The organism is Paenibacillus sp. FSL H3-0329 (assembly GCF_037963285.1).
Classification (GTDB): domain Bacteria; phylum Bacillota; class Bacilli; order Paenibacillales; family Paenibacillaceae; genus Paenibacillus_AQ; species Paenibacillus_AQ odorifer.
On sequence record NZ_CP150150.1, the window covers coordinates 6604557 to 6624496 of the forward strand.

18 protein-coding genes are annotated in these 19940 nt (G+C 45.1%); 9 read left to right on the top strand and 9 right to left on the bottom strand.

The genetic code is table 11. The features are described from left to right. Nucleotides 1-18: 18 nt before the first annotated feature. Both NSQ66_RS29140 and pepT read left to right on the top strand, forming a co-directional pair. On the top strand, nt 19-672 hold the full coding sequence (locus NSQ66_RS29140; RefSeq protein WP_051491225.1) for a sortase: 654 nt from the start codon (nt 19-21) through the stop codon (nt 670-672). Nucleotides 673-767: 95 nt separating this feature from the next. After that, on the top strand, nt 768-2000 hold the full coding sequence (gene pepT, locus NSQ66_RS29145) for a peptidase T (protein ID WP_036682119.1): 1233 nt from the start codon (nt 768-770) through the stop codon (nt 1998-2000). A gap of 94 nt (nt 2001-2094) precedes the next feature. Here the strand turns inward: pepT and NSQ66_RS29150 are convergent, their stop codons facing one another. The 3 genes from NSQ66_RS29150 to hxlA form a co-directional block, all read right to left on the bottom strand. Beyond that, entirely contained in the window at nt 2095-2472 is a 378-nt protein-coding gene (locus tag NSQ66_RS29150) for a helix-turn-helix domain-containing protein (protein ID WP_036682121.1), read from the bottom strand. A gap of 84 nt (nt 2473-2556) precedes the next feature. Beyond that, nucleotides 2557-3114 (bottom strand): 6-phospho-3-hexuloisomerase, encoded by a 558-nt coding sequence (gene hxlB / locus NSQ66_RS29155; protein ID WP_036682124.1) that lies wholly within the window; start codon nt 3112-3114, stop codon nt 2557-2559. Between the two features lie 7 nt (nt 3115-3121). Beyond that, the gene (hxlA, locus tag NSQ66_RS29160; protein ID WP_036682127.1) at nt 3122-3754 is read right to left on the bottom strand and encodes a 3-hexulose-6-phosphate synthase; all 633 of its coding nucleotides are present in this window, start codon (nt 3752-3754) and stop codon (nt 3122-3124) included. 263 nt (nt 3755-4017) lie between these two features. Here hxlA and NSQ66_RS29165 point away from each other — a divergent pair, with 263 nt between their 5' ends. From NSQ66_RS29165 to NSQ66_RS29185, 5 genes are all read left to right on the top strand, one after another. Next, a complete protein-coding gene (locus NSQ66_RS29165) occupies nt 4018-5409 on the top strand; it encodes an MATE family efflux transporter (protein ID WP_036682130.1) in 1392 nt (463 codons plus the stop codon). A gap of 152 nt (nt 5410-5561) precedes the next feature. After that, a complete protein-coding gene (locus NSQ66_RS29170; protein WP_036682131.1) occupies nt 5562-7235 on the top strand; it encodes a GAF domain-containing sensor histidine kinase in 1674 nt (557 codons plus the stop codon). A gap of 16 nt (nt 7236-7251) precedes the next feature. Next, on the top strand, nt 7252-7944 hold the full coding sequence (locus NSQ66_RS29175) for a response regulator transcription factor (protein WP_036682133.1): 693 nt from the start codon (nt 7252-7254) through the stop codon (nt 7942-7944). Nucleotides 7945-8097: 153 nt separating this feature from the next. Then, complete coding sequence (locus tag NSQ66_RS29180) at nt 8098-8661, top strand: NADPH-dependent FMN reductase (RefSeq protein WP_036682135.1); 564 nt, start codon at nt 8098-8100, stop codon at nt 8659-8661. Further along, nucleotides 8658-9119 (top strand): VOC family protein, encoded by a 462-nt coding sequence (locus NSQ66_RS29185; protein ID WP_076140662.1) that lies wholly within the window; start codon nt 8658-8660, stop codon nt 9117-9119. The genes NSQ66_RS29180 and NSQ66_RS29185 overlap by 4 nt, the downstream gene beginning before the upstream one ends. A gap of 69 nt (nt 9120-9188) precedes the next feature. Here NSQ66_RS29185 and NSQ66_RS29190 read toward each other — a convergent pair whose 3' ends face one another. From NSQ66_RS29190 to NSQ66_RS29200, 3 genes are all read right to left on the bottom strand, one after another. Then, on the bottom strand, nt 9189-9419 hold the full coding sequence (locus tag NSQ66_RS29190) for a cold-shock protein (protein ID WP_036682139.1): 231 nt from the start codon (nt 9417-9419) through the stop codon (nt 9189-9191). 118 nt (nt 9420-9537) lie between these two features. After that, nucleotides 9538-9738, bottom strand: a complete 201-nt coding sequence (locus NSQ66_RS29195) for a cold-shock protein (protein ID WP_019914790.1) — start codon at nt 9736-9738, stop codon at nt 9538-9540. 259 nt (nt 9739-9997) lie between these two features. Then, nucleotides 9998-10276, bottom strand: a complete 279-nt coding sequence (locus tag NSQ66_RS29200) for a hypothetical protein (RefSeq protein WP_038573758.1) — start codon at nt 10274-10276, stop codon at nt 9998-10000. Between the two features lie 238 nt (nt 10277-10514). On the opposite strand from NSQ66_RS29200, the gene gdhA reads away from it, so the two are divergent. Beyond that, complete coding sequence (gene gdhA, locus NSQ66_RS29205) at nt 10515-11900, top strand: NADP-specific glutamate dehydrogenase (protein WP_036682144.1); 1386 nt, start codon at nt 10515-10517, stop codon at nt 11898-11900. Between the two features lie 93 nt (nt 11901-11993). Here gdhA and NSQ66_RS29210 read toward each other — a convergent pair whose 3' ends face one another. Both NSQ66_RS29210 and NSQ66_RS29215 read right to left on the bottom strand, forming a co-directional pair. Continuing rightward, a complete protein-coding gene (locus tag NSQ66_RS29210) occupies nt 11994-12707 on the bottom strand; it encodes an HAD family hydrolase (RefSeq protein WP_076140660.1) in 714 nt (237 codons plus the stop codon). Nucleotides 12708-12741: 34 nt separating this feature from the next. Then, nucleotides 12742-15309: a DUF2339 domain-containing protein gene (locus tag NSQ66_RS29215; RefSeq protein WP_076140658.1), complete on the bottom strand. Its 2568-nt coding sequence runs from the start codon at nt 15307-15309 to the stop codon at nt 12742-12744. A 191-nt stretch (nt 15310-15500) separates the two neighbouring features. On the opposite strand from NSQ66_RS29215, the gene NSQ66_RS29220 reads away from it, so the two are divergent. Beyond that, the gene (locus tag NSQ66_RS29220) at nt 15501-16541 is read left to right on the top strand and encodes a stalk domain-containing protein (protein WP_076140656.1); all 1041 of its coding nucleotides are present in this window, start codon (nt 15501-15503) and stop codon (nt 16539-16541) included. A 536-nt stretch (nt 16542-17077) separates the two neighbouring features. Here NSQ66_RS29220 and NSQ66_RS29225 read toward each other — a convergent pair. Continuing rightward, the gene (locus tag NSQ66_RS29225) at nt 17078-19795 is read right to left on the bottom strand and encodes a CHASE3 domain-containing protein (RefSeq protein ID WP_081383979.1); all 2718 of its coding nucleotides are present in this window, start codon (nt 19793-19795) and stop codon (nt 17078-17080) included. Nucleotides 19796-19940 lie beyond the last annotated feature (145 nt).

The following is a 19940-nucleotide window of genomic DNA, read 5'->3' on the forward strand; positions in this document are numbered from 1 at the left end:
GTCTGGAGGTGAGAGAGTATGAAGGAGCGTAATGGTGTCTTGCTAGCCGTGAAGCTAATCTTCATACTCTCTTTAGTTGTGTTGATTTACTCGGTTGTACAGGTGGTCAAAGCACCGATCGAAGCTAAACAGGCTTTAAATGATTGGGCAAAAAAGAGGGAGGAAACAGTCGCCCACTCCCGTTCTGCCGAAGAAACCCCTCTTCCCTTGGGAATGGTCAGTTCAGCCAAGGAACAGCCGCCCCCCGCTCATTCCTATACAGAAGGTGAAATCATAGGAGAGATTCGTTTCCCCAAATTAAACAAAAAGATCGCAGTGCTAGAAGGCACGGAAAGCCCCGAGCTAAAAAAGGGAGCCGGACATTATAAAGGCAGCGCAGCTATCGGTGCCACCGGCAATAGTGTGCTCGCAGGCCACCGCGATACAGTGTTCCGTAATCTGGGAGAACTCGTGGCTGGAGATCTTATCGAGCTGGAAAGTACGGACGGGACTTTTACCTATGAAGTAACAGGCAGCACAATTGTTGACGGGGACGAACGTGGTGCTATAAAGCCAAGTGATAAGGCCATCCTCACGTTGATTACCTGTTATCCCTTTTCATATGTGGGATCTGCACCGGACCGTTATTTACTTTCAGCGAAGTTAGTGAAACAAGAAATATTACCGCATTAAACCTAAATATTACCTCAATCTTCTTCCTCAGGGATGAGACCTTATATGGAAAGTGATACTATATATATACAATAGTAAAGAGGAGATGACCCAAGGTGAAGAAAGAGGTTGTAGAACGGTTTATTTCGTATGCACAAATGGATACCCAATCGAATGAAGATAATGAGACTTGCCCATCCACTCCGGGACAGATGGTTCTGGCCCACAAGCTGGTTGAAGAGCTTAAGGAAATCGGTATGGAGGAAGTCCAGGTGGACGAGCATGGCTATGTTATGGCGACACTCCCTGCGAATACGGACAAGGATGTTCCGACCATTGGTTTTTTAGCCCATTTGGATACGGCGACTGATTTTACCGGAACGAATGTGAAGCCACAGATTATCGAGAACTATGATGGTCAAGATATTCTTTTGAATAAAGAGCTGAATGTTGTATTGTCCACAGCGAGCTTTCCGGAGCTGGCGGAATACAAAGGCCACACCTTAATTACAACTGATGGCACGACCCTGCTTGGCGCAGATAATAAAGCCGGTATTGCTGAGATTATGACCGCCATGCATTACCTCATTCAACATTCAGAAATCAAACACGGCAAGATTAGAGTTGCCTTCACACCAGACGAAGAAATCGGCCGCGGGCCTCATAAATTTGACGTAGCCGCTTTTAATGCTTCCTATGCTTACACTGTAGACGGAGGTCCACTCGGAGAATTAGAGTATGAAAGCTTTAATGCTGCGTCTGCCAAAATCTCAGTCTACGGCGTTAATGTTCACCCTGGTACTGCAAAAGGAAAGATGATTCATTCCGCCAAAATCGCCATGGCACTTCATCTCAGACTCCCTGCTGAGGAAGCGCCCGAATATACAGACGGTTATGATGGCTTTTATCACCTAAGCTCTATAGAAGGCACACCTGAATTCAGCAAGCTGCAATATATCATCCGCGACTTCGACCGTGAGAAATTCGAGGCACGTAAAGCTTATCTCTCAGCTGTCGTAGAAGAATTCAAAAGCATCCATGGCGAAGAGAACATCGTGCTTGAAATGAAGGACCAATATTACAATATGCGCGAAAAAATCGAGCCTGTGCGTCATATCGTCGATATTGCCCATGAGGCGATGGAGAACCTTAACATCACACCGATCATCCGCCCGATTCGCGGAGGTACAGATGGCTCGCAGCTTTCCTACATGGGCTTGCCGACACCTAATATTTTCACCGGAGGCGAGAATTTCCATGGCAAATTCGAATATGCGTCTGCGGACAATATGGTAAAAGCGGTAAATGTTATCGTGGAGATTGCTAAGCTATTCGAACAGAAAGCCTAAAGCATTATCCGCATCACTCCTTTAAAACACCAAAAATCCCTGTAGAGGCCGATCCAGACCTCTCAGGGATTATTAATGTTCTTAGACTATTCGATTAGCATCTTTCTTCCGGCGGCGTGTCCTTCCAGATCACGTTTTCTCCGTAATTTTTACCCCAATCGTACATCAATCGAAGGACGGGAAGCAGACTTTGGCCGTATGAAGTCAGGGAATACTCTACTTTTGGTGGAACCTCAGCGTACACTTTTCTTAGAACCAACTGGTCCTCTTCAAGCTCGCGAAGCTGATTGGTCAACATTTTTTGCGTGATATGAGGAATTAGCTTTTTCAGCTCGCTGAACCGCTTTGTCCCTTCAAGCCCAAGATGCCAGAGGATAATCAGCTTCCATTTCCCTCCGATCACCGCAAGCGTTAATTCCTTCTCACAGTTAATTTCCTTCAAGTTTATGCGATCTTTAATCTCGGTTGCCATTCCTAAAGTGCCTCCTCTCTCCTGTTATCATACTAACACAAAAACGAATAACCTCCTTATAGGAAGGCATTCGTTTCTGTACGTTCACTCTAAATTAGCATGCTTGCCGAACATTTGCTGATTCGTCTGCCCCGTCTTCTCCATCATTCGCAGAATAATAGCATCATAAAAGACCAACATCGTCTGTTCGAATAAAGAAGCCATCGGCTGGATCGTGCTGTAGCTTCCACTGGCCGGATCTTTTGGAGATCCCGGCAGCTTCACTGTGTAGCCCGCTAAACGTCCAACCGTCGAATCCGGCGCAATGGTAACGGCAACAACTTCTGCACCCACCCCTTTGGCTTTCTCAGCCATAGAGATCAACCCTTTCGTCTCACCGGAACCGGAACCGAGGACTAACACATCCCCCTGTTCAATCCCCGGAGTCACCGTTTCGCCTACAACATAAGCCTCTTTACCAACATGCATTAACCGCATAGCAAAGGCCCGTCCCATCAATCCAGATCTGCCCGCTCCAGCCACGAAGATCTTGTTGGACTGAAGCAGCAGCTCAGCCATTCGCTCAGTCTCTTCTTCATCAAGCTGAGATATGGAGCGCTGGAGCTCCTCTATAATTTGCTGCGCGTATTTCATTGTATCCATTGTAATCTTAAGCCTGACTAACTAGACGTTTCATTTCTGCTGCGGCAGCCTTTTGATCCGCTTCACCTGTGATGCCTCCGCCAACGATGACAAGATCAGGGTTCGCGGCGATCACTTCTGGAAGTGTGCTTAGCTTGATCCCTCCAGCGATAGCTGTTTTTGCCTGCTTAACCACACTCTTAATCGCATTTAAATCTGCAAAAGAATTTTTACCTTCCGCTTGATGGTCATATCCAGAGTGCACACAGATATAGTCTACGCCAAGTGCGTCTACTTCAGCCGCTCTTGTTTGGATATCCTTCACATTGATCAGATCAACTAGAATCTCTTTATTGGTTTTCTTCGCTTCCTCCACTGCACCTCTAATGGTAGAATCATCAGAAACACCAAGTACAGTAACGATATCCGCGCCCGCTTCCACGGCCTTCATCACTTCATATCCACCTGCGTCCATGATTTTCAAATCTGCCAACACAGTCAAAGCAGGAAAAGCCTCTTTAATTGCTTTCACTGCATGCAAACCTTCATTTATAACGATAGGTGTTCCAATTTCAACGATATCTATAAATTCGGCAACTTTTGAGACAACCTCTTTCGCTCCCGCAATGTCCACTAAATCCAACGCTAATTGTAATTTCATATTTATTTGCACTCCTCATTAATATATTTTAGTAAGTCATGTACAAATTGTAGTTCCTTACATCCCTCTAGGGAAGTAGGCACTTTATTGTGATGTAGTTACCTGGAGGATACTAATGCGCGGTTAAAGGGCTCTTTTCGACCTAAATTAAAAACGTTTTGTCATTTTTCTGTAAAAATACTGCATTTCCATGAAAGCTGTGCTAATATTACAGTTTGTTTATGAAATTTTAGGAAGTACATCATAATATAAGAAGGTGCACAATGAAGCAAAATAATCACCAGGAATTCAACCTGGTCAAACTGACCTGGCCGATTTTCCTCGAGCTATTCCTCTTTATGCTCATGGGTAGTGTGGATACTTTTATGATCAGTTCAGTGTCCGACGATGCCGTGTCTGGTGTCGGCGCAGCGAATCAGATCATTGCGATAGCAATTTTAGTCCTCAGTGTAATTGGTAACGGTGCAGCTATTGTGGTCTCCCAATATCTAGGTTCCAAAAAACCTCTGGAAGCCGCTCAAGTGACCGGCAATGCCATTACCCTAAACCTGTTAGTCGGCATTCTTCTAAGTACGTTTTTGCTGATATTCGGAGGGACGCTACTGACTGCGCTGAATGTAAAAGGGGATATCCTCATTTACGCCAAAGCCTATATGAATATTGTTGGGGGCGGTATTTTCCTGCAAGCATTAATCAATGCTCTGGCGACTACTATCCGTACTCACGGTTTCACCAAACAGACGATGGTCGTATCCTTGCTGATGAACATTATTCACGTGGTGGGCAACTACCTGCTCATTTATGGTCATTTCGGACTTCCGGCGTTAGGTGTGGAGGGTGCGGCTATCTCAACAGTGATGAGTCGATTTATCTGCCTGATCCTTTTCTTCCTGCTGCTCTACAGAGTGATGGAGGTACGGGTGAAAGTAACCTATTACATTCATCTTTCTAAAAAATACGTGCTGCAAATTCTCAAAATCGGAATCCCGTCCGCTTTTGAATCCATCACTTATCAATCGTGCCAGCTTGTATTCACACTGTATATTACTTATTTAGGCGCTGAAGCTATGGCTACTCGCCAGTACGCGCTTAATATTTCCAATTATATTTATTTATTCAGTGTAGCTGTCTCTATGGGAACTTCCATCGTTGTAGGACATCTCGTGGGAGCTAGACGCCCTGATGAAGCCTATAAGCGTGTATTCACCAGTGTAAAGTGGGCGCTGCTGGTTACCGTAATAATAGATGCTGTGGTGATTTTCTTCCGGGTACCGCTATTCGGGCTTTTCACAGACAATGAGAACATCATTAGGATGGGGGCGCAGGTCATATTGCTTAGCTTCTTCCTGGAAACCGGGCGCACAGCCAATCTGGTTATCATTAACTCTTTACGCGCCTCGGGCGATGCCAAATTCCCTGTATATATGGGACTGATCTCTATGGTCTGCATGAGCTTACCTCTTGGTTATTTCCTGGTGTTCCAACTTGATCTCGGGTTAGCCGGCGTGTGGATTGCCACTGCGGTGGACGAGTGGGTGAGAGCCGTCATTATGTATTTCCGTTGGAAAAGCCGAGCTTGGGAGAAACATGGACTTATTGAACACGAAGCTCCAGAACACTGTACGCCTTCCGCTACTCCCGCAGCTGTAAATTAACATGTATACTCAGAGGTTCTTTAAGGTCATATCAGATCTTAAGGAACCTTCTTTTTTATTTACGCCATAATTACATAAAATTTGAGAATGAATGAACCATTCTACGTTACAATAGATAGAACATAATTAACAAAGCTAAAGGAGAGAGCTTCATGCCGGAGGAAACCGGAATTCATGAGTTACTGACGCTCAAAACGATTGCGGAGACTTTGAACAGTTCCAATGAGCTGAGACCCATGCTCGATACAGTCATGGGCAAGCTACTTGAGTTAACCGGAAACACTGCAGGCTGGATCTTCCTGAGCGAAGAATACATGGAATATGAGTGTGCCGCTGATCGAGGTCTGCCACCTGCACTACAACGCGACAATAAACAACCAATGCAGTGCGGAAGCTGCTGGTGCCTAAGCCACCTATGGGATGATCGGCTCGAGCATGCCGTCAACATTCTAAGCTGCAAGCGGCTCAGTAACGCCAGGCAGTATAACTGGGGCGACACGCTGGGGATCACCCACCACGCTACCGTCCCGCTGCATTCAGGTGAGCGTTACTTGGGACTTATGAATGTGGCCGCACCAGGCAAAGCACATTACGCCGACAGCGAGCTGGCTCTGCTGCAATCCGTGGCTTTGCAAATTGGCAGTGCTATTGAACGGATGCAGTTATATAGCACCGAGCAGCGCCGCGCGAATCTGTACGCCAAATTAGGCGAATTCAGCGCAGCTTTAAATCTAACCGCCAACCAATGTATCTCGCCCAGTATTCTAATCGAGAAAAGCGCCTCCCTGATTGGCGACTATTTCGATTGGCCCTTTGCAGCGATTATCGGGCAGCATGAGGGACAATTCGAAGTCCATGCTGCCTATGCGGCTAATATAACGCCGGAAACAGCTCCCTTCCAGCTCTCGGATTCTTTTAAAGTACGTCTAGGAGATATCGCAAAAGGACAACGCTTTGCGACATTAACCCCTGATGAAGAGCAGGAAATTACGAAGTCCTGCTGTTCTGAACAACCTGTCGTGGAGCGTGTTGTGATGCTCGCTGTGCCCTTTCGGCAGATTGCCGCACAAGGTGCAGGAATTCTACTGATCACCTCACCTAAAGCACTAGCCTCCGCAACTGCGGATGGAGAGGTGCTTGAGGCTGTCGCTGAACATATTTCCGCTACATTGGAAAGTGCTCAGCTTGGAGAGAAACGCCGCGAAATTGCGCGTCTTGACGAGCGGAATCGTCTGGCCCGTGACCTGCACGACTCCGTGAACCAGATCCTCTTCTCCCTCTCAATGACCGCCAAAGGCGTGGAAAGCATGCTGAAGCAGGAGCATATCTCCCATCCTGCTACTGAAGCTGTCCGCGATATTCAAGCTTTATCCCAATCAGCACTCAAAGAAATGCGTGCATTAATTATGCAGCTTCGGCCTGCCGGACTGGAAGCCGGTTTATTGACTGCGCTGCAGGCTCATGGCCAGCAGCTAGGGCTGCTGATACAGACGCAACGGAGCGGTGTTCACGAACTTCCCCGCAACGTGGAGGAAGGGCTGTGGCGCATTGGCCAAGAAGCGCTCAATAATGTACGAAAGCATTCCGGAACCTCTAAAGCGGAGGTATCTCTGCATCTGAATGCAGCCGAGGTGGTAATGAGCGTTGCCGACCAAGGTAAAGGCGGGGCCAAACGGCGTTCTAACACAGACACTAATGAATCTCTTGGTCTGCATATTATGAAGGAAAGAGCAGAAGCTCTCTCCGGTCGTATTCATATCCACAGTGTGGAAAATCAAGGCACAACGGTTGAGGCAATCATACCTCTGCCCATCCAATCTACATGAAGTCGGGTGATCATAAATGACGATAAACTTATTATTAGTAGACGACCATGCAATGGTACGCCGTGGGCTGCAAGTATTTCTCTCCACACAACCCGATATCAAGGTTATTGGGGAGGCCTCCAACGGCCGCGAGGCACTGGAAAGAACAGCTGAATTGGACCCGGATGTCATATTAATGGATTTGCATATGCCCATTATGGACGGCATTGAGACCGCTCAAGCACTGAGGATCTCCCACCCGCAGGTCAAGGTCATTGTATTGACCTCCTTTTCGGATCAGGATCATGTACTCCCGGCTATCCGCGTAGGAATCAAAGGCTATTTGCTTAAAGATATAGAACCAGAAGCGCTGGTAGTTGCGATCCGCAAGGTACATAACGGGCAAGTGGAGCTACATTCCGAGGCTGCCAGCCAACTGATGAATCTAATGGCGACCTCTACACTAGAGCAATTGGAACTTAATACTTCCGATCCGAACGGCCCAAACACAACACCTGCTGCGATCACCGGATTAGAGCTTCTTACTCCACGCGAGCAAGAAGTATTAGACCTGATTGCGCTCGGTATGAGTAACAAAGAGATTGCCAGCAAGCTGGTCATCACCGAAAAAACCGTTAAGACCCATGTCAGCCACGTTCTCGGAAAGCTAAACTTAGCGGATCGGACTCAGGCTGCCATTTTCGCATTGAAAGGCGGCTATAACGCCTAGAATCAAAACTCCTCTACAACTTTAGTCTTAGACGCTCAGCACAATGGCTGAGCGTTTTTATTATGTATGTTCATTCCATGTACTGATGTTAACAGAGGCCGATTCAACTATCATTGGTTTATAGCAATTGACCTCACATAGGAGTGGATACAGATGAAAGTGATGATCCTGACAGGCAGTAATCGAAAAGAAGCAACCAGCACGAAGCTGGCAGAACATGCTGCCCATTTCATTAGTCAACATGGGGAAAAGGTTACCGTGTTTGATCTCTACAAACGCCCACTTCCCTTTTATTCACCAGACGAGATTTACACAGAGCATGAACATTTAAACGAGCTTAAACAAGAGATGTTAGCAGCGGATGCAGTAATCTTGGTTACTCCGGAATATCACGGCTCGGTAAGTGGCGTATTAAAAAATGCGATTGATCATCTAGGCCAGGCGCATTTCAACGGTAAAGTTGTGTTATCCGCCAGTTCAGCCGGGGGAGCGGTAGGGATAAGCTCATTACTTCAATTGCAAGCCATCGTACGTAACCTGCACGGTATTAATACACCAGACTGGATCTCCATCGGCGGACTGCAACGCAAGCGGTTCGAGGTCGGGTACGACGGATACGAGGGTGGGCAAGAAATCGAAGATCGCATTCACCTAGTATTAGAAGCATTCCTGAATTTAGCCCGCAAAATCGACAGATCGGCAGGTGCTATCCAATGATCAAAGGACTATATGAAGCACATTTACCAGTAAGCAATCTTGAGGTATCCATCGAATTTTATGAGAAATTAGGTCTGAAAATGGCTTGGCGGGATGAAGAAACTGTATTCTTCTGGATCGAGGAAGGTCGGAGCTGGATTGGTCTTTGGGAAGGCCAGGAGGTTCAAACCCCATACCACCCGTCCTTGCGGCATATTGCCTTCCGTGTCACTTACGAGGACTTGAAGCAATCACTGCAATGGCTGGAATCGATTGGGGCAGAGGCTGTTCCGTTCCGCAACCGGACTTCTGTTGAGCCTTTTATCCGGGCTTATCAAGGAAATGCTTCTGTCTACTTCAACGACCCTGACGGCAACAGCTTGGAATTTATGTGCCACGTAGAGGTCCCTGAACATCTGAAGCCTATTTCAGAGAACATAACCTTAACGGAATGGGAGAAATTACTGCACAGTAAATAAAATACTCAAACAAAAAAACAGCTGCTCCCGTCCAAGGGTCCAGCTGTTTGAGTATATTAGCTTCTTCGATTACTTAATCGAAATGCCCTTCTTCATGGCCTTCATGTCTGCATTCGTATTCACAAGCGTTGGCAGTATCTTCATACTTCTAGTCATGGGAGAGTTGCATTGCCAGCAGGTAGGTACATATTGAAAGGCGAAATTATCGCGCATCCAACCTGTGCAACCTTCCTTGGTACAGGACCAAATTGCTGTGTCTTCTTGCGGAAGTTCCTCCAGTGCTTTTTTACGAAAATACATAAGTACCCCTCCTTGGATCGAATCGAGACGATATCGCTACCCTATTAGGGGCAGATTCATACTATGAAAATAAAAAAAGCTGCCCTCAACTTGTGTTAAGGGCAGCCTGATTTTTAAACTACAGTTTTACAACGTTTTCGGCTTGTGGTCCACGAGCGCCTTGAGTTACGTTGAACTCAACGCGTTGGCCTTCGTCCAAAGATTTAAATCCGTCGCCTGTGATTGCGGAGAAGTGTACGAATACGTCGCTTCCACCTTCAACCTCGATAAAACCGAATCCTTTGTCTGCGTTAAACCATTTCACTGTACCTGTTTGCATGATATTACCTCCAATATTTTATTTAACACATGTCCTTTTATTCCTACGTAGTGTACGAACAAATAAAAATTCACACATTGGAAAAGGACTCATACGCACAAATGATAACCTTTTACAATATGTGAATTAAGGGTTAAATTTATGATTGATTTCATTGTACCACACTAAATCACTAAAAGCAATGCGTATGCCTATTTAATTTTCACTCCGGCTCTTATTGCCTGTAAACAGCAGCAGCCGAGCCGGACGAATACCCATGTTAGTCGATATAACCTGCCAATCCTTTATCCATCAAGTAATCCATTTCTGCATCAAGAATAGTCTCTACTGTGATTTCATCCAGCTTCACATCACGTTGGGCAGTGACATAGTCGACCAGATCATCGCTGTCGATGTCTACCTCACCCTTGGCGTTCGCCTTGGCCTTATTGATAAAGGTCTGTTCATGCTTCAATACTAAGCGGATGATTTGCGGATCCACTTTGGTTTTGGCAGATAATACATTTACTAGCTCCTGCTCATTTACTTTGTCACTCATTTTTTAAATTTCATCTCCTTACAATTATTACACAATCATTGTAGCATATTTCGCGCTTTAACGCGTCATTACGCGAAGTATACCGCGGTTTATTCACACTTTTCTTATCATCCCAGCGTCTATAACGTTCCACTTGAAGTAAGTTATTTAATAAAAACAGTTGTGAGGAACATTGACTTGTGCCAAAATATAAAAAAAGTGTTGGACCAAATGAATACTAGAAAAGGCGGTTGAATTCATGAGCTCTGTATCTACCCAGCAATTAGACACAAACAGCAACAAGGCACATCGTTATATCGAAGACGTATACGCACAGGTTGTTGCGCGTAATCCTTTTGAGCCCGAATTTCATCAGGCCGTAAAGGAAATCCTTGAATCTTTGCTTCCAATCCTTGCTGCTGAACCTAAGTATCAGGAAAATGCCATTCTGGAAAGATTGGTTGAGCCAGAACGTTTGATTATGTTCCGTGTTCCTTGGACAGACGATCAAGGTAAGGTCAGAGTTAACCGTGGATATCGTGTACAGTTCAGCAGTGCAATTGGACCTTACAAAGGTGGACTTCGTTTTCACCCATCCGTTAATGCTAGTATTATCAAATTCCTTGGTTTCGAGCAAATCTTCAAAAATGCTCTTACCGGCCAACACATCGGTGGAGGTAAAGGCGGATCCGACTTTGATCCTAAAGGTAAATCCGAAGGCGAAATCATGCGTTTTGCACAAAGCTTCATGACTGAATTGCAAAATTACATCGGTCCTGACCAAGACGTTCCTGCAGGAGATATCGGTGTAGGTGGTCGTGAGATCGGCTACATGTACGGACAATACAAGCGGATCCGCGGAGGATATCCGGCTGGCGTATTGACTGGTAAAGGTATTGGTTACGGCGGAAGTCAGGCTCGGACAGAGGCTACTGGTTACGGTACGGTTTATTTCGTAAACGAGATGCTGAAGGCAAAAGGCCTTTCTTTTGAAGGAAGCCGCGTTGTTGTTTCCGGTTCTGGTAATGTAGCGATCTATGCTATCGAAAAAGCTGTACAGCTAGGCGCTAAAGTCGTAGCTTGTAGTGATTCGGCCGGATATATCTATGACGAAAATGGGATTAACCTCGAAACTGTCCGCCGCCTAAAAGAAGTCGAAAGAAAACGGATTAGTGAATATGTGAATGAACATCCTAACGCTGTGTATACTGAAGATTCCACGCAAATTTGGACCATTCCTTGTGATATCGCCCTTCCGAGTGCTACTCAGAATGAGATTGATGAAGCCATGGCATTGAAACTGATTGAGAATGGTGTAAAAGCAGTAGGCGAAGGTGCCAATATGCCATCCACCCTTGAAGCTATTCATCAGTTCCAACAAGCTGGCGTACTATTCGCACCTGCTAAAGCTGCTAATGCTGGCGGCGTAGCTGTATCTGCGCTTGAAATGGCACAAAACAGCATGCGGTTGTCCTGGAGCTTTGAAGAAGTAGATACGAAGCTGCATGAAATCATGGTTTCCATCTACGAACAATCTGTAAATGCATCAGAGCAATATGGACAGTCCGGCAACCTTGTTGCAGGAGCGAACATCGCTGGATTCAAAAAAGTGGCCGACGCTATGCTGGCTGAAGGTGTAATCTAAATAAATTACCGGCGCTCTAGACACGAACGCCCGACATACAAAAGTCCCCGTAACCGGTCAGTAAGAATCCGGTTACGGGGACTTTTTGTATGTCTAAGCGTTCCATCCGGGGATCTTCCGCAAATCCCCGTCCCCTATCGATTGAGTACTCTCCGCAGTCGTATTGGGGGGTGAAGAAGCCGTACGAATGTAACAGGAATCTATTCCTATCGTTAGTGCCCCTGCAATATCCGTACGGGGATCATTCCCGATCATAATGGCCGAACGCAAATCCGCTCCATAATGCTCAACTAAATAACGAAAAAATAGCGGGTCTGGCTTACTCACTCCTGCTTCGGAGGAAATGGCAATGCCATCGAATAAAGGAAGAATATTCAGCATCGTTAATTCTGCTTCTATAAAGGTTTTCTGGCCGTTGGAGAGCAAAAACACCTTTTTGCCACGTTCTCTTAATGTTTGCAGAATTTCAACCACACCCTCATAAAGTGAGATATGGATCATCGATAATGTCCGCAGCCATCTAACCGTTTCATGTAACCACGCTTGATCCGGTTCTCCACCCAATTGACGGGCCACAGAACGAAACACATCCTCCATTACGAAATCTGGATACTGACAATTCCGCGCGGCTTTGGTGAGCTGTAAATCCCTCTCCCGCAGAAATTGTGCCTGTAGCTCTTTTCCTGTTATGGACATCCCCTGATATCCGAAATGGAGCGATAATCGATCCCATACCTCCGGCTTCTCCTCATCTGTCTGAATATCGATTAATGTGCCATACAGGTCGAAAATATAAGTCTCGTACATCCACCGTCTTCCTTCCTATTATTCTCTCTGTGTTTTATCCTTTAGTACCATTATCGGCGGTTGTCTGGCCCTCCTCCATCCGGTTTGACACCTTTTGATAGAGATAAGAGATACCGAGCAGGCAGATGCCAAAGCTGGCATAAGCTATGATTTTGCTGCCAGTGTTCAGTAGACCCAAATCATAGAGCAGCAGCTTGCCCGTAGCCAGCAGTGTTAATCCAAGGCCGAAGCGCCGGATGTACACATACCTTTTGCGGAAGCCATACATGATAAACAGAACGGCTAATAGTAGATAAATGAGACTAAAAATTAACCCTGCATCACTCAATTGCAATTGCACTCCTAGGAAAGCGGTGATAATGCCGAGTAGATAAATCGCCATGAAAACAGGATAGATCTCCATACTCTTAAACTGGCGATTCAGCGCTGCAATCAGCAGATCACGTCCGCTAAACCAAACAAAGATATTAAAGATAATCAGTACGGCTAGTGCGATATAATCAGCTGCTGTATTTTGCGCGAGATTATTTTGCAGACTTGGCAGGCCTACTGTAATTACTATACAAATGACGTAGCCAACCCCAAACAGAAATCTCACAAAATATTTAACAATCGTGTCATACAGCACCTTCACCTTTGGCAGCACGTACGCCAGAACCAAGGTCCATACAGCGGACAGCAGTAAATTATAGAAGGTTCTATGCGCAAAGTCCTCCGGTACAACCAGATGATACAATCTTCTCGATTCATACAAGCCGTAAATCCAGAAATTTAATAACGCCGCATATTTAAACCACAACGCTAAGGTGATTTCATAAGGTTCGCTGCGCTGAAGAGCATCCTTGCGGTTATGCTGAACTGCATACAACACCGCGACAATCAGCATGCCTGCTGTGATAAAGACATATTTTAGCGGGAAGTAGACATCTCTAAAATTCGTCCATTGATAGTCTGCGACCCACTGCGTCGGTACATTTAGACAGAAGAATACTACAAGGCAGAGCATCATAATGCCCCAGCCTGCCCTTTCCATCCCCTTAAAGCGGTTCAGATTGCCATACAACGTAAGAACGACGCCCTCAATCAGCCAACCGATGGACCACCAAGCCGCTCCAAATTGAAATGGAATCATCAATATGCCGAAGGTCAGTGAAGTGGCGTAGAACAGCAGTATGCTTTCTTTTTCCTGTGGCATCAGCTTCTCAAGCCCTCGACCCAGACCGAGATACAGCAGGCAGAAAAGCAACGCCAGTGCACCATTGTAATCCTTCAGTCCTGCATCCATAAATAAAATATACAAGGTGAGACAGCTAATAAACGTATTACATCCTAAGAGAGAGAAATCCCACCAGGACAGCTTGGAACGATATTTGAACGGGTACCACAAGGTAATTCCCAGATACATCGCAAAAGTCAAAACAGCATAACACATATTAATTCCGTTGCTATCCGACAAAGCTATTAATATGAGCATGGAGGGTGTATTAAATAAGTAGCTGATATAATTGACAACGTTCCAGCGTTTGCGGAAAGAAATCAATAAGATGAATAAATTCAATAGAAACAAGTAACCCATAGCTACATAAACCGCGTTGCCCGAAAGGCCAAACGCCCCCAGATAAGAGTATAAGGGCAGATATCCTCCGATTAAGCCCAGTGCACAAATACTCCGTGATTCATACCTTAAAGACAGGAGTACCGCAGTTAAAGTAACGAGTACAGACAAGGATAACCCTACATATATACTAATAATATCAAGCAGAAAATAGCTATAAAAAATAGAGCCATACAGCACCGAAATCCCGCCGCCAAGCAGCCCTAAAGCGAAGGTGCCTTTTCCTTTGCGGTATAACCACTCCCCGCCTCCCAGCATCAATAACCCCAGTAGAAAAAAAGCGCTTCCCTTCATATAACCTGTGAACCAGTTGGAATAGGTATACCGGAAGCCTGCCCCCACCGCCAAAATCAACAGCAGAATACCCAGCTTGTTAATCCAACTTAGTCCAATCTTCATTTCGATCTGATTTTGTTTTCTTCGGCGCTTCAGCACCTCTTCACTGATCTCTTCCGAGGCAAAATCATGTAATCCATTATCCATGCCCGAGTTGAGGCGAAGTTCCGCTTCCCTCATTCTCTGCCGCTGTGCCAGCACACGCTCATTTAATTCTGCCGCCAACGCCCCAAGTCGACTGGATATCTCTGCTTGTTCCTCACCCAGCTGCCTGGAGGCTGTATGGTACAGCTGCTGAATATGACGTTTCGTCTCCACTTCAAAAGCCGTCAGACGATCTGTATGAGCATGGCTTCTAGAGGAAAAATAAGTCTGCAGCTTCTGCCTCGACACTTTAAGAATGCCCAGCTTTTCATCTAAAATCTGTTCCGTTAGCGCAACTCTTAGCTCAGTATTCTCTTCTTGAAGCTTACCTACCTGAGTCTTTAGCTCGACCAAAGCAAGCTTATGCTTCTCATATTGCTTCTTCAAGTATTCATTCTCGTTGACCAGATCGTGACTTTCATATTCCGCAATCAGAGCCTCATATTCCTTAATAAGCCCGTCCTGCTGTACCTTCATGAATCTCAGTCGATCTTTGAATGACTCCATAGCGCCTCCTTATGTGAGCGATTGTTAATACTTACATATTACTACATATAGCTGTGGGGTCTTATGCTTTTTTTATATTTGCAGTGAATGAAGATTACGATCGGGATGCAAAAAAACTGCAACATTTTGGAGGGGTGTCCCGTCAGAATAATAACAACACTAACAAAAGATTTTAAAAGGAGCTCACAACCATGAACAACATTTTAAAAACAAGTACAGTTCTTTTAACTTTGTCCCTAGCACTTTCTACAGGAGCAGCTTATGCTGCACCCACCACAACTTCTGCTAAAAATGAGGCTACACAAACCTCCGCTAGCGTTAATCAAAAGACGTTTGCGATTGAAATCAACGGATCGACTATTAAAGAAACAGGCTTCCAAAGCACAAGCGGTAAAGAGCCGATGGTACCACTACGTTCAATTACTGAAGCCCTTGGATTTGAATTAACCTGGAATGCACAGAATAAATCCGTTGAACTTATCAATGGCGCTGTATTCACTACAGTGAAAGCTGGAGAAGATCGTTATAGTATCAACAAAATGAATACAACACTTGGAACTGCACCACAATTGGTTGACTCCACTTTGTATGTCCCAGCTTCCTTTTTAAGCGAAGTAATTCATCAAAACATGACTGTGAAGGGAGATTCCATTGTGATCAACACAAATGCCGCCGAGCAGCACATGACTAAGACTGGTGTGATTACAGCAGTCTATGATGGTGGTAAATACCAATCCGTTCAAATCCAAGGTGTAGGTACGGATGGAATCGTATTAAATGTAGGGGAAGATACGGCTATTGAGATGGCTGACGGCACTAAAATTGCACTCAAAGATCTCCATATCGGGATGACAGTAAAAGCAGAACACTCCATGGTCATGACTATGAGTCTTCCGCCACAAACACCAACTTACAAAATCACCGTTCTGGATAAGCAAAAACAAGATGATCTTCTAGGTACTGCTGGTACTATTGAAGAAGTTCAAAAAGACGATAAGGGAAATATCAGTATCACTGTTAAAGGTAGTGGCCTGAGCGAATTGTCACAAAAAGAAGTAGTACTGCGCATTAGCGAAGACACAGTGCTCATTAACAAAGACGGCGAAGCTGTTAAAAGCAGCGAGCTTGTTAAAGGCACAAAAGTTATCGGATTCTACAGCCCAGTGCTGACCAGAAGCCTGCCACCCATCGGCACAGCTGTCAAAGTTGTAGTAGATTCTGCACAACAATAAGAGAGAGACTGGAATCTTATTAAAAAGATTCCAAAGAGACATTAAAACAGCGATCCTTCCGTTATCGGAGGATCGCTGTTTTGCGTTTTGGGCAATAGGGTGGCTGACTCACTTCAGAGCATTTGAGGCAAACGAAAGCCGGCTGAACGCCTAGGTACACTTTTGCTCGCCTTGCTGCAGAGTTTTGGATGATCATAATTGCGAGGCTTACGGACCCAGATGACGTTATTTCCGATTTTTCCGCCTTTAGAGCAGCGTTTCGGACTCCAGCGCCACCATTCATTAAAAAGAGGGCATATTCGGTATTTTTTATGCCAATAGCGTCAGTGGGGTCCGTTAGAATTACAAATGTGGTAAAAAGCTGCGTTAACGGTCAGCTGTGTCCGATAGCAGATTATAGTTACTTCGTTCGCGCAACTTCGTTTGAATTATCCGAAGTTAGAGGTCTAGTTCAACGTCAACAAAACAGGGGTGCCCCAGCAGCCATTGTCATGACTACTAGGACACCCCATGATTGTTTCCGTCCATTATCTATTTCATGAATCGCTAGCTAGAATCAATTGCATCAACGCTAATAAACGTTCCAGGTTAATCGGCTTGCTAAGATAATCTGTTGCACCTGCCTGAAGGATTTTAGCCTTATCTTCCTTCATCGCTTTTGCAGTCAGTGCAATGATGGGAATATCCTTCTTTGCGGGCATTTGTCTGATCCGATTGATTGCCTCATATCCGTTCATCACTGGCATCATAATATCCATAAGAACGATGTCTATAGAAGCCGCTTGCTCCAGTTCAAACAGGCCGCTCTCTCCGTTAGTAGCTGTAGTTACATGCAGCCCGCGCTTTCTTAGGGTATTTGATAAAGCAAACAAATTCCGTTCATCATCATCCACGATAAGTACATGCTTTTGATTCAGAGAAGTGAAGTCATTACGTGTATCCTCAGCCGTTGTAGCGGCAAGTACCACTCCATTCCCAATCTCTTGAATAACAGTCGCTTGATCAGCCACTTCCTCAAGGCTTGGGGCCTCAAGCTTCAAGGGCAAATACACTGTAAAGACGCTACCCACTCCTTCTTGACTCTCCACTATAATTCTACCACCGAGCAGGGTTGCCAGCTCTCTAGATATGGATAACCCAAGCCCTGTTCCACCATATTGACGTTCTGTATTTCCATTTGCCTGTTGAAAAGCCTCGAAGATAATCGACTGCTTTTCTTTTGAAATCCCAATTCCAGTATCCTTGATGGCGAAGGCAATAAATTCCCCTGTATACGAATCTGCCAAATCCAGCAGCTCGTCCTTAGTTGCTGAACGGATTTCCAGAGTGACTGCGCCTTCCGCTGTAAACTTAAACGCATTGGACAGCAAATTTATAATAATTTGCCGCACTCTTTGAGCATCCGAATAAAACAGCGGGGGTAAGTTCTCTCCCAGCTGTATTTGCAAAGGAATCTCTTTTTTACGGGAAAGCTGACTGAAGTTCTGGATCATTGCCTCCGGAATCTCCGATATATTTATCGCTTCAATTTCAATATTCAGCTTTCCTGCCTCAACCTTGGACAAATCCAGAATGTCATTAATCAGCGCCAGCAGATCTTGTCCCGAAGAATGAATGGCTTTTGAGAATTCAATATCCTCTTCGCTTAAAGCTCCCGACTGATTCTCCATAAGAAATTCGGAGAGCAGCAGAATGCCGTTAAGCGGAGTTCGCAGTTCGTGAGACATGTTAGCCAGAAACTCTGATTTATATTGTGAGCTTTGCTGCAATAACTCTGTGTATTCACTGAGTTCCGTTTGAGCTCTTTCCGCCTCTAGTGACTTTTGTTCCGCCAGCAGTTTCTTATCCTCCAGCTTTCTATTCGTTGCATGCAGTGACTCCGTCTGGATTTGCAGCTCCTCAGACTGAGTCTGTAGTTCCTCGGTATATACCTGTAGCTCTTCGTTTAGACGCTGAGATTGTGCCAGAAGTTGGTCAATCTTCATAATGCTAATCGTACTGTTAATTGCGGAGCCAAAGGCATTCGAAATAGACCCTAGGAACTTAACCTGCAATTGCGTAAGTGGAGCAAAGGCGGCGATTTCCACCACAGCAACTACCTCACCCGAAAAAGAAATCGGCATTAGTAGAAGCGCCTTCGGCGCAGAAATACCCAACCCAGATTGTATGCTAATATAATCCTCCGGCAGATCCTGTATTTGCATCAAGCGCGCCTCTTTAGCACATTGTCCAACTAGACCTTCTCCGATCTGGAATGCCCGCTGATCTGGAATGTTACTGCTTCCGCCAAAAGTAGAGACTCTCTTAAAGAAATCTCGATCATGGTCCTGTGTTCGAACATATAAGGAACCATATGGGTAATCGAGGACTTCTGCGGTTTTGCCAAGAAAAATGTCGCCCAGTTGCGAGATATGTGTGATGCCCTGATACCTCGCCAACAATTCGTTTGCGTTAGCCTGAATCCATATCCGCTCTTGTTGCGTGTCTATCAGATGATTCGTAGCTACGCTCAGATCCCTGATCTCATCATTCGTGGTGATCTCTATCCTTGTCTTCATATCTTCGTCAGATTCCAATTCTGCAATCGTATGGGTAACTTTACGAACCGTACTAACGATGGCGCGTGAATTGATCCACGAAGCGACCATCGCGGTAACCGCTATAATTGCCCAAGCAATATAAAGAAGCTCTAGCAATAATTTATTCTTGTCTGCTTGTCTAGCAATCAGACTGTTGGTGTTCTCTTTCATCGTCTCGCGGTAAGTGCTGATCTGATTACGAATCCGGTCCATTTGATCTTTGCCGTCGTCGGAATTGAAGTATCTTAGGAGCTCAGCGTCCTGTCCCTCTTTTTTCAACTGGATCACATAATTTCCCGACTGTTCGATCCATTGCTTAATTTTACTTTCAATACCCAACAGACGCTGTAACTGTAAAGAATCATTAGCAGTCAGCACGTAAAGCTTATCATAATTAGCTTCCCATTCAGCCTTACCCAAATTGTAGGGCTCCAGATACTTGTTATCGCCGGTGATGACATATCCACGTTGTCCGGTTTCCATATCTAAAATATTCTTCTCAATTAGATTAGCCAAATTAGTAATCTCTCGATCCTGATGAGAGATGAAGCTGGTTTCCCGCTGTAGAGCATTGATTCTTCCATGCATGACAAAAACAAATCCTAATAGACAGATCACGATTAAAACTGTAATTGACAGTATTTTATACTGCAAAGTGAATCGACGTTTGTTCACAACTAGCCTCCGTCCTGTCTTCTAACTATAAACCCCTTTCTATTCTACATCATTGCAAAAGATTACTTGAATAAGGCTTCATTAATTCTTCTATGTAAATTTTGACTGCTGCTAATTTAAACAATTTCCGCAGGGTTGAAACACT